Here is a 10,563-nt window from a genome sequence, read left to right on the forward strand (position 1 = left end):
TCCGACTTGAGGACCGGCGACCCTGGTCAGCCCGGTCCCCCTCGACCCGCTGCGTGCCGGGGAGGCGGTCCGCCGCTCGCCAGCTCGGTTGCCGTAGACCGGCGCACGGCCGCCGAGCCCTCCGACCGGCCCCGGCACCGAGGTCCCGGGACAGCGAAGGGCCCGGCCCGCCCGAAGGTGGACCGGGCCCTCGCGGGTCCGTCAGTGCATGCGGCAGGCGCGGGTCAGCGGGTGCCGGCCCGACGCTTGTTGTAGACGTCGAAGGCGACGGCCAGGAGCAGCACCAGGCCCTTGACGACCTGCTGGGTCGACTGGTCGACACCCATGAGCTGCATGCCGTTGCTCATCACGGCCATGATCAGACCACCGATCATGGCCCCGGTCACCCGGCCGACACCACCGGTCACGGCGGCACCGCCGATGAAGCAGGCGGCGATCGCGTCGAGCTCGAACATGTTGCCCGCGCCCGGCTGGGCGCCGTTCGACCGTGAGGAGTACACGATGCCCGCGATGGACGCGAGGAAGCCGATGTTGACGAAGATGAAGAAGTTGACCTTCCGCACCTTGACGCCGGACAGCTGCGCGGCGCTCAGGTTGCCGCCGATCGCGTAGACGTGCCGTCCGAAGACCGTCTTCTGCGTGACCAGCGTGTAGATGATGATCAGAGCAGCGAGCAGGATCAGGACGTTGGGCAGGCCGCGGCTCTGGGCGAGCTGATACGCGAACCACATGACCACCGCACCGACCAGGACGATCTTGACGATGAAGGCGGGAAGGCTCTCGACGGCCTGCTGGTAGGCCACCTTCGCCTGCCGCGCACGCCACTGGCTCACCGCGTACCCGACCACCGCGATCGCGAAGATCACGAGGGTGAAGACGTCGTACCCGGGACCGCCGAAGAGGCCGTTCTGGAAGCCGTTGGCGATCTGGTAGTACGTGCCGCCGAACGGGGACAGGGAGATGTTGTCCAGCACCAGGTAGGTCAGCCCACGGAACATGAGCATGCCCGCGAGGGTGACGATGAAGGCCGGGATCCCCACGAAGGCGACCCAGAACCCCTGCCAGGCCCCGGCGAGGAGACCGACGACCATCGCCGCCAGCACGCCCATCCACCACGGGCTACCGCCCTGGATGACCACGGTGGCCGAGACCGCCCCGGTCAGCGCCACCAGGGAGCCGACCGAGAGGTCGATGTGCCCCGCGATGATCACGATGACCATGCCGATCGCGAGGATCAGGATGTAGGAGTACTGCAGGATGATGTTGGTCAGGTTGCCCGGGCTGAGGAAGTTCGGGTTCAGGATCGAGAAGAGCACCACGATCGCGATGAACGCGATGAAGATCCCGCTCTGCCGCAGGTTCCGGGTGACGAGCTCCCGTACGTCGGCGATGCCGGTCATTGCACCTGGTCCTTTTCCATCGTCATGAGTTCCATGAGGCTCTCCTGCGTGGCATCGCCCGCAGGGACCTCTCCGGTCATCCGCCCGAAGGCGAGGGTGTAGATGCGGTCACAGATGCCGAGCAGCTCGGGCAGCTCGGAGGAGATCACCACGACCGCCTTCCCTGCAGCGACCATCCGGTTGATGATCGTGTAGATCTCGTACTTGGCCCCGACGTCGATCCCACGGGTGGGCTCGTCGACGATCAGCACGTCGGGGTCGGTGTAGAGCCACTTGCTCAGCACGACCTTCTGCTGGTTGCCGCCCGAGAGCTTGCCGACCACCGAGAGCACGCTGGGGGCCTTGATGTTGAGGCTCTCGCGGTACTCCCCCGCGATCTTGAGCTCCTCGTTGCCGTTGACCCAGCCGCGCTTGGAGAGCTTGTTCAGACCGGCCGAGGAGATGTTGCGGCGGATGTCCTCGATGAGGTTGAGCCCGTAGCGCTTGCGGTCCTCGGTGGCGTACGCGAGCCCGTGGGAGATCGCCTCGGAGACGTTGCGGACCTTGATCTCCTGGCCGCGCAGGTAGATCTGCCCGGTGATGTCGCGGCCGTAGCTGCGGCCGAAGACGCTCATGGCCAGCTCGGTGCGGCCCGCGCCCATGAGACCGGCGATGCCGACGACCTCGCCGGCCCGGACGTTGAACGAGGCGTCCTGGACGACGACGCGATCGTGCTGCGTGGGGTGGTGCACGGTCCAGTTCTCCACCCGGAGCACCTCCTCGCCGATCTCGGGGGTGCGCTGGGGGTAGCGCTGCTCGAGGTCGCGGCCGACCATGCCCTTGATGATCCGGTCCTGGGTGGACTCGGGGTCCTTCATGTCGATGGTCTCGATGGTGCGGCCGTCACGGATGATCGTGGTGCGGTCGGCGATATCGGCGATCTCGTTGAGCTTGTGAGAGATCATGATCGAGGTGATCCCCTGGCCCTTGAGGTGGCGCAGGAGATCGAGCAGGTGGGCCGAGTCGGTGTCGTTGAGGGCAGCCGTCGGCTCGTCGAGGATGAGCAGCTTGACCTTCTTGGACAGGGCCTTGGCGATCTCGATGAGCTGCTGCTTGCCGACGCCGAGCTGGTTGATCGGGGTGGTCGGGTTCTCATGCAGGCCCACACGGGCGAGGAGCTTGGCTGCCTCGGAGTTGGTGTGGTTCCAGTCGATCATGCCGCCGCGGCCGCGCTGCTCGTTGCCGAGGAAGATGTTCTCCGCGACCGAGAGGTAGGGGATGAGTGCGAGCTCCTGATGGATGATCACGATGCCGTGGTCCTCGGAGTCGTTGATCGTCCCGTACTTGGCGTGCTCACCCTCGAAATAGATGTCGCCGGTGTAGGTGCCGTGCGGGTACACACCCGAGAGCACCTTCATCAGGGTCGACTTGCCGGCGCCGTTCTCGCCGCAGATCGCGTGGATCTCCCCGCGCTCGACCTCGAGGGTGACGTCCTGCAGAGCCTTCACGCCGGGGAAGGTCTTGGTGATGCTGCGCATCTCCAGAATGTTGTTGCTCATCGGCCTCAGTCCTCGATTCTCGTGGGCCGCGCTGGCGGGGCCGATCCGGCCCGGCGGTGGGGGGACCGCCGGGCCGGATCGGGGCTTGCGTAGGTCAGGCCTGGCCCGACTCGACCTGCTCCTCGGTCCAGTAGCCGCTGTCGACCAGCAGCTCCTGGATGTTGGACTCGTAGACGATGTCCGACTCGAGCAGGTACGACGGGACGATCTTGACCCCGTTGTCGTAGCTCTCGGTGTCGTTCGCCTCGGGCTCGTCACCCGCGAGGAAGGACTCGGCCGAGATGACGGCCTGGTCCGCGAGCTTGCGGGTGTCCTTGAAGATGGTCGCGAACTGCGTGCCGTCCGCGATCAGCTTGACCGAGGCGATCTCGGCGTCCTGCCCGGTGACGACCGGCAGCCCCTCCTCGATCGTGGCGGGGTAGCCACCGGTGCCCTGGAGGGCCGTGATGATGCCGCGCGACAGACCGTCGTAGGGCGAGAGCACGCCGTGCAGCTCGGTGTCGCCACCGCTGTACGCCGAGGTCAGGAGGTCCTCCATACGACGCTGGGCGGTCTCCTGCTGCCAGCGCAGGATGGCGGCCTGCTCGAAGTCCGTCTGCCCCGAGGGAACCTCGAGCGTGCCGTCCTCCATGTAGGGCTCGAGGACGGACATCGCACCGTCCCAGAAGAAGGTCGCGTTGTTGTCGTCCGGCGAGCCGGCGAAGAGCTCGACGTTGAACGGGCCCTCGGCGTCGCCCTCCGAGCCGTCCTCGTTGAGGACGCCCAGGCCGACGAGCATCGAGGTGGCCTGCTGCACGCCGACCTCGAAGTTGTCGAAGGTGACGTAGAAGTCGACGTTCTCGCTGTCGTTGATCAGGCGGTCGTAGGCGATGACCGGGATCCCGGCGGTCGCGGCGGCGTCGAGCTGACCCGTCAGGGCCGTGCCGTCGATCGCCGCGACGATGAGCAGGTCGACGCCCTGCGTGATCATCTGGTCGATCTGCTGCGACTGGGTGGGGATGTCGTCGTTGGCGAACTGCAGGTCGACGTCGTAGCCCGCGCCCTCGAGGCCGGCCTGGACGGCGTTGCCGTCCGCGATCCAGCGCTCAGAGGTCTGGGTCGGCATCGAGACGCCGATGGTGCCGCCCTCGACGGCCTCGCCGCCCTCGGAACCACCGTCGGTGTCCGGGTCGCTGCCCGCGCCTTCGCCACCGCAAGCGGCAAGGCCCATCGCGAGCGTCAGGCCTGCCGCGACTGCGGCAAACTTCTTGGTGCTCATGTCTCCTCCTCGAGAACGTGCATCTTCCTGATGTGGACTGATCCGGGCGGTTCCCTGATCGGTCCGGGCGACCTGACCGAACCGGTCAGGAAGTTCTGTGGGTGCCGCGAGCGGCCTACTCGACGCGGACGAGGTCCACGCCGCGGCGTCTGAGTCGCCGCATCTCCTCCTCCGGCGCCGAGGCGCCGGTGAGCAGGGTGTCGACCTGGTCGGTCGTCGCGACCCGCCCGAGGTGGACCTGACCGAGCTTGGAGCCGTCGGCCACGACCACCGTGCGCTCCGCGGCGCGGATCATCGCCTGCTTGACCTCGGCCTCGGGCAGGTTCAGGTTCGTCACGCCGTGCTCGGCGTCGACCCCGTTGCACCCCACGATCGCGAGGTCGACGCGCAGCCCTTCGAGCAGGGTCGTGGCCATCGGGTTCACCAGGGAGTGCTGCAGCCGACGCAGGGTGCCGCCTGTCACGACCACGTCGAACCGGCCGACCGCCGCCTCGAGCTCGAGGGCCACGCTGAGGCCGTTCGTGACGACCGTGACGCCCTCGAGGTCGGTCCGGGCGACGAGGGCACGGGCGACGGCCGTGGTGGTGGTGCCGACGTCGAGCAGGAGGCTCGTCCCCGGGGCCACGAGGGCCGCGGCAGCGACGCCGATACGCTGCTTCTCCCCGGCGAACTCGACCGTGGACTCCTCGAAGGAGGGCTCGGACCGGATGCCGCGCGGGGGGGCCATCGCACCGCCACGGACCCGACGCACGGAGTGGGAGATCTCGAGAGCCGCGAGGTCGGCGCGGACGGTGACGTCGGAGATGCCGAAGGCCTCGGACAGGTCGGCGACACGCACGAACTCGCGTTCGGCGATCAGCTGGAGCATGCGAGCACGGCGCACCGTGACCGGCAGCTGCTCTGCCTCTTCTTTGAGCACGTCCCTACCTTCGGGGCTGGGACGACCTTGCGTCAACTTCTTGAAGCCAACTTTTGATTGCGAAACAGTAACGGTGGGTCGGGCGGCGATCGACCGGGCCATAGGTCCTGCGCCACCGCGTCCGCAAGGTCTGCCGACCTCTGTCACCCGTTTGCGTGATCCCAGGTCACACGCACTTTGACCCATGGGTGCCGCTGCCCTGGTCCCCGGTGTCGGACCGTTCACTTCTCGTTCCGAAAGCAAGAGAGGTACCCGACGGCGTGCGCCCCGTCGGGTACCCCTCTCCCCGGCACGTCACCGGGTCCTGCTCGGCTCAGAAGCCCTGCGCGAGCCGGTAGTACGCGTGGTTCCAGCGGATCTCCTGGGCGAAGCCCCGCGAGGTCGTGGACTCGTCGATCACGAGCAGCTCGGTCCGGGCGATGTCGGCGAAGTCCGCGAAGGCCTCGACGCCGACCTGGGTCGACAGCACCGTGTGGTGGGCGGCCCCGGCCATGAGCCAGGCCTCGGCCGAGGTGGCGAAGTCAGGCTGGGGCTTCCACACGGCGCGGGCCACGGGCAGGTTCGGCAGCTCCTCGTCGGGCTGGACGATGTCCACCGCGTTGGCGGTGAGCCGGAACCGGTCGCGCATGTCCGACAGCGCGACCACGACCCCGGGGCCGGAGTCGGTGTCGAAGACCAGGCGGACCGGGTCCTCCTTGCCGCCGATGCCCAGGGGGTGCACCTCGAGGCTCGGCCGCGAGGTGGTCAGCGTGGGGCAGATCTCGAGCATGTGCGCGCCCAGGATCTTCTCGTCCCCCGGGACCATGTCGTAGGTGTAGTCCTCCATGAGGGACGCACCGCCGGGCAGGCCCTCACCCATGACCTTGGCGGCCCGCACGAGGATCGCGGTCTTCCAGTCCCCCTCGGCCCCGAAGCCGTAGCCCTGGGCCATGAGGCGCTGGACCGCGAGGCCCGGGAGCTGGCGCAGGGCGCCGAGGTCCTCGAAGGTCGTGGTGAAGGCGGTCGCGCCGATCTCCCCCAGCAGGGCCAGCAGCGCGAGCTCCTGCTTGGCCCCGTAGCGCAGGGAGTCGTGCCGGTCCCCGCCCGCGCGCAGCTCGGCCGCGACGTCGTAGGTGTCCTCGTACTCCGCGACCAGGGAGTCGACTGCGGAGTCCTCGACCGCGTCGACGGCGGCGACCAGGTCGTTGACGCCCCAGGTGTTGACGCTCACGCCGAAGCGCAGCTCGGCCTCGGTCTTGTCCCCCTCGGTGACGGCGACGTTGCGCATGTTGTCGCCGAAGCGGGCGAGCTTGAGCTCGTGGGTCGCGGCCCAGCCCGCGGCGGCCCGCGCCCAGGTGCCGACCTTCTGCTGCACCGCGGGGTTCGAGACGTGCCCGACGACGGTCTTGCGGGCCACACCGAGCCGCGACTGGATGTAGCCGAACTCCCGGTCGCCGTGCGCGGCCTGGTTGAGGTTCATGAAGTCCATGTCGATCGTCGACCACGGCAGCTCGACGTTCGCCTGGGTGTGCAGGTGCAGCAGCGGGGTGCGCAGGGCGTCGAGACCGGCGATCCACATCTTGGCCGGCGAGAACGTGTGCATCCAGGCGATGACCCCGATGCACGCGTCCGAGGCGTTGGCCTCGAGGGCCATCCGCCGGATCGAGTCGGACTCCTTGAGGACGGGCTTCCAGACGATCTTGACCGGGACCGCGTCGGCGGCCTCGAGCTCGCGAGCGATCGCCTGGGACTGCTCGGCCACCTGGCGGAGCGTGTCCTCGCCGTAGAGGTCCTGGCTGCCGGTGCAGAACCAGAGCTCGCGGTCGGCGTAGGGCTTGGTCATGGGGACTCCTTCGTCACGTACGGGGTGAGGTCGAGGGGACGGTCGACGGGTGCAGGGGCTCGGGGCGGGCGGCCGCTCAGCGGCCGTAGACGTTCTGGTACCGGTCGTAGAGGCGGTCGACGTCCTCCTGCGGGATCGGCAGCGGGTCGCCGAGCTGGCGCGAGATGTGGACGGTCCGCGCGACCTCCTCGACCATGACCGCGGCCTTGACCGCGGCCTTGGCGTCCTTGCCGATGGTGAACGGGCCGTGGTTCTGCATGAGGACGGCCGGGCTGCGGGACTCGCGCAGGGTCTCGACGATGCCGCGGCCGATCGAGTCGTCACCGATCAGCGCGAAGGGCCCGATGGGGATGTCCCCGCCGAACTCGTCGGCCATCATCGTCAGCACGCAGGGCACCGGCTCGGCGCGCGCCGCCCAGGCCGTGGCGTACGTCGAGTGGGTGTGCACGACGCCGTTCACCTCAGGCATGTGACGGTAGACGTAGGCGTGCGCAGCCGTGTCCGAGGAGGGCGACCTGTCGCCGTCCACGAGGGTGCCGTCGAGGTCGCAGACCACCATCGACTCGGGGGTCAGCTCGTCGTAGGTCACCCCGCTGGGCTTGATGACGAAGAGGTCGGCGGTGCTCAGGCGCTGCGAGACGTTGCCCGCCGTCCACACCACCAGCTCCCAGCGAGGCAGCTCGGCGTGCAGCCGACTCACGAGCTCGCGGACCCGCGCGACCTCCTCGTGGACCTCGGGCCCGTAGGCGTCCAGACCAGTCATCCCGTCGTCTCCTTCGTCCGTGCACGCGTGGTGCGCGCTGTGGTGCCTGTCCTGAGACCGCGCTGCGCGGCTAGACCGCCTCGGTGGCCGCCCGCTCGATCGCGAGCCCCGCGCTGTACCGCTCGAGGAAGACGCCGTAGCCCGCGACGTCCTGCGGGTCCGGCGCGACGACGTCGACCTCGCTGTCCCCGAAGAGGCGGGTGCTGAGGAAGGTCGGCAGGTCCTCCTCGCCCGCGGTCTCGAGGTAGGCCGCGAGGGCGGCGATCCCCCAGGGCCCTCCCTCGCTCGCCGTCCTGGCCACGGCCACGGGGGCCCCGACCGCGGCGGCGAGCAGCCGCTGGGCGACCCCGGCCGTGCGGAACATGCCACCGTGCGCGTAGAGGGTGTCGAGCTCGACCTTCTCGCCGGCGAGGACGCGCATGCCCAGGCTCAGGGTGCCGAAGGCGCCGTAGACCTGGGCCCGCATGAAGTTCGCGAGGGTCAGCCGGCTGTCCGGGGTCCGCACCACGAGGGGGCGTCCCTCGTCGAGCCCGGTGATCGGCTCCCCCGAGAGGTAGTTGTAGGCCAGCAGCCCGCCGCCGTCGGCCTCGCCGTCGAGGGCCTCGCGCAGCAGGGCGCCGAAGACCTCGTCGGCCCCCGCGGGGTGACCGAGGGCGGCCGCGAACCGGCCGAAGACCTCAGCCCAGGCCCCGAGCTCGCTGGCCCCGTTGTTGCAGTGCACCATCGCGACCAGGTCCCCGGCGGGGGTGGTGACCAGGTCGAGCTCGTGGTGCACCTGCTCGAGGGGCCGCTCGAGCACGACCATGGCGAAGATCGACGTCCCGACCGAGACGTTGCCGGTCCGGGGGGCCACGGCGTTGGTCGCGACCATGCCGGTCCCGGCGTCCCCCTCGGGCGGGCACAGCGGGGCGCCGGGCTGGAGGGTGCCCGTCGGGTCGAGCAGCGCGGCTCCCTCCGGGGTGAGCCGCCCGGCCTCCTGGCCCGCGACGAGCACCTCGGGGAGCAGGTCGGCCAGGCGCAGCCCGGGGCGGCGTGCGGCCACCAGCTCGTCGAACTGGGCGAGCATGCGCGCGTCGTAGTCCTTGGTCCCGGAGTCCACCGGGAAGACCCCTGAGGCGTCCCCCACACCAAGGACCGAGCGGCCCGTCAGACGTCGGTGGACGTAGCCCGCCAGGGTCGTGAGGGAGGCGATCTGCGGGACGTGCGGCTCCTCGTCGAGGATCGCCTGGTAGAGGTGCGCGATCGACCAGCGCAGCGGGATGTTGTGACCGAAGAGCTCGCTGAGCTCGGCCGCGGCCGGGCCGGTCGTGGTGTTGCGCCAGGTGCGGAAGGGCACCAGGAGCTCGCCGTCGGCGTCGAAGGCGAGGTAGCCGTGCATCATGGCCGACACCCCGAGGGCGCGGACCGAGGCGAGCGGGACGCCGTACTGCTGCTGGACGTCGGCCGCGAGGGCCGCGACGCTCTCCTGGAGCCCGGTCCAGACCGAGTCCAGCGAGTAGGTCCACATCCGGTCGACGAACTGGTTCTCCCACGCATGGCCGCCCACCGCGAGGGGCGTGCCGTCCGAGGAGATGAGGACCGCCTTGATGCGGGTCGAGCCGAGCTCGATGCCGAGGACGGCGCGCCCGGCCGTGATCTCGTCCCGGGCGGCGGTGGCGTGGTCGTCGGTGGCCATGCGGTCCTCCGTCATTGGTTGGATCTCGTCGTCGATGTTAACGCTCACACTAGCATGGTGCCGAAGGGCCCCTCCGGGACCTTCGGTGCCCTGGCACCGTACCCGCGAGCGCCCGGGACGGCCGGTTCACGGGCGCCCCGGCCCGCTGCTCGCGCGGACGACGAGCCGGGGCTCGATGCGCTGCCGGGACGGGGTCTGGCCCTCGATCGCGGCCAGCAGCACCTCGAGGCACCGGGCCCCCAGGGTGCGGAACTCCTGACGCACCGTGGTCAGGGGCGGGTAGAAGTTCGCCGAGCCGTCCACGTCGTCGAAGCCCACCACGGACACGTCCTCGGGCACCCGCACCCCACCCTCGGCGAAGGCCCGCAGCAACCCGAGGGCGAGCTGGTCGTTGGCCGCGAAGACCGCGCTGGGCAGGCCCTCGGCCACGAGCTCGAGGCCCACCTCGTAGCCACGGTCGGCGCGCCAGTCCCCCGCGATCTCGGTCCGGGGCTCGACGTCCGCCTCGACCAGGGCGTCGCGCCAGGCACGTGAGCGGGCCCGGGCGTCGAACCAGTCCTCGGGGCCGGCGAGGTGGGCGATGTCGTGGTGGCCGAGGTCCAGCAGGTGCTGGACGGCCATCCGGGCGCCCGCGTACTGGTCCACCGCGACCGAGTGGAGCTGTGGACCCTGCAGGTCCTCGGGGCCGACCATGACCACCGGGACCGTGCTCTCGAAGCCACGGACGGCGTCGGCCGCGTCGTCGTGCGAGGCCACCACGACGATGCCCTCGACCCCCTGGGACATGAAGTGCTCGAGGGTCCGCAGCAGGGCGGGGACCTCCCACCGCGCCACCGTCGCGAGGCTGACGAAGTACCCGGCCTCGCGCGCGGCCTCCTCGATCGCGATGAGGGTGCTGGTCGGCCCGAAGAGCGCCGAGCCCGAGGTGACCACACCCAACGTGCCGGTGCGCCGGGTGACCAGGGCGCGGGCCGCGACGTTGCGGCGGTAGCCGAGCTGCTCGATCGCCTCGAGCACCCGCTGCCGCGTCTCCGGCCGGACGCTCGGGTGCGCGTTGAGCACCCGCGAGACGGTCTGGTGCGAGACCCCCGCGACGACGGCGACGTCGCTCATCGCCGGGGGGCGGCGGACCGTCACCCGTCCATCTCGGCGGCGAGCTCGCGCGAGCGGTCCCGGGCCGCCTCGGCC

The 10,563-nt window shown here is 70.1% G+C and carries 8 protein-coding genes; all 8 read right to left on the bottom strand.

All coding sequences use genetic code 11. The features are described from left to right. Positions 1-224: 224 nt before the first annotated feature. The gene (gene mmsB / locus L0B03_RS08660; protein ID WP_250445409.1) at positions 225-1,400 is read right to left on the bottom strand and encodes a multiple monosaccharide ABC transporter permease; all 1,176 of its coding nucleotides are present in this window, start codon (positions 1,398-1,400) and stop codon (positions 225-227) included. After that, positions 1,397-2,938 (bottom strand): multiple monosaccharide ABC transporter ATP-binding protein, encoded by a 1,542-nt coding sequence (gene mmsA, locus L0B03_RS08665; RefSeq protein ID WP_250445410.1) that lies wholly within the window; start codon positions 2,936-2,938, stop codon positions 1,397-1,399. Before mmsA ends, mmsB begins: the two co-directional genes overlap by 4 nt. A 94-nt stretch (positions 2,939-3,032) precedes the next feature. Further along, positions 3,033-4,196, bottom strand: coding sequence for a multiple monosaccharide ABC transporter substrate-binding protein (gene chvE, locus L0B03_RS08670; RefSeq protein ID WP_250445411.1), 1,164 nt, complete (start codon positions 4,194-4,196; stop codon positions 3,033-3,035). Between the two features lie 115 nt (positions 4,197-4,311). Further along, a complete protein-coding gene (locus tag L0B03_RS08675; protein ID WP_250445412.1) occupies positions 4,312-5,217 on the bottom strand; it encodes a DeoR/GlpR family DNA-binding transcription regulator in 906 nt (301 codons plus the stop codon). Between the two features lie 211 nt (positions 5,218-5,428). Further along, positions 5,429-6,937 carry an L-arabinose isomerase gene (araA, locus tag L0B03_RS08680; RefSeq protein WP_250445413.1) on the bottom strand — a complete coding sequence of 503 codons (1,509 nt, stop codon included), beginning with the start codon at positions 6,935-6,937 and terminating at the stop codon, positions 5,429-5,431. 76 nt (positions 6,938-7,013) lie between these two features. Then, on the bottom strand, positions 7,014-7,700 hold the full coding sequence (locus L0B03_RS08685) for an L-ribulose-5-phosphate 4-epimerase (protein ID WP_250445414.1): 687 nt from the start codon (positions 7,698-7,700) through the stop codon (positions 7,014-7,016). 70 nt (positions 7,701-7,770) lie between these two features. Next, positions 7,771-9,375 (bottom strand): xylulokinase, encoded by a 1,605-nt coding sequence (locus L0B03_RS08690; RefSeq protein WP_250445415.1) that lies wholly within the window; start codon positions 9,373-9,375, stop codon positions 7,771-7,773. A 126-nt stretch (positions 9,376-9,501) separates the two neighbouring features. Next, positions 9,502-10,563: LacI family DNA-binding transcriptional regulator (locus L0B03_RS08695; RefSeq protein ID WP_374204923.1), on the bottom strand; the 1,062-nt coding region annotated here is incomplete at its 5' end.

It is taken from the genome of Actinotalea sp. C106, assembly GCF_023630195.1.
Classification (GTDB): domain Bacteria; phylum Actinomycetota; class Actinomycetes; order Actinomycetales; family Cellulomonadaceae; genus Actinotalea.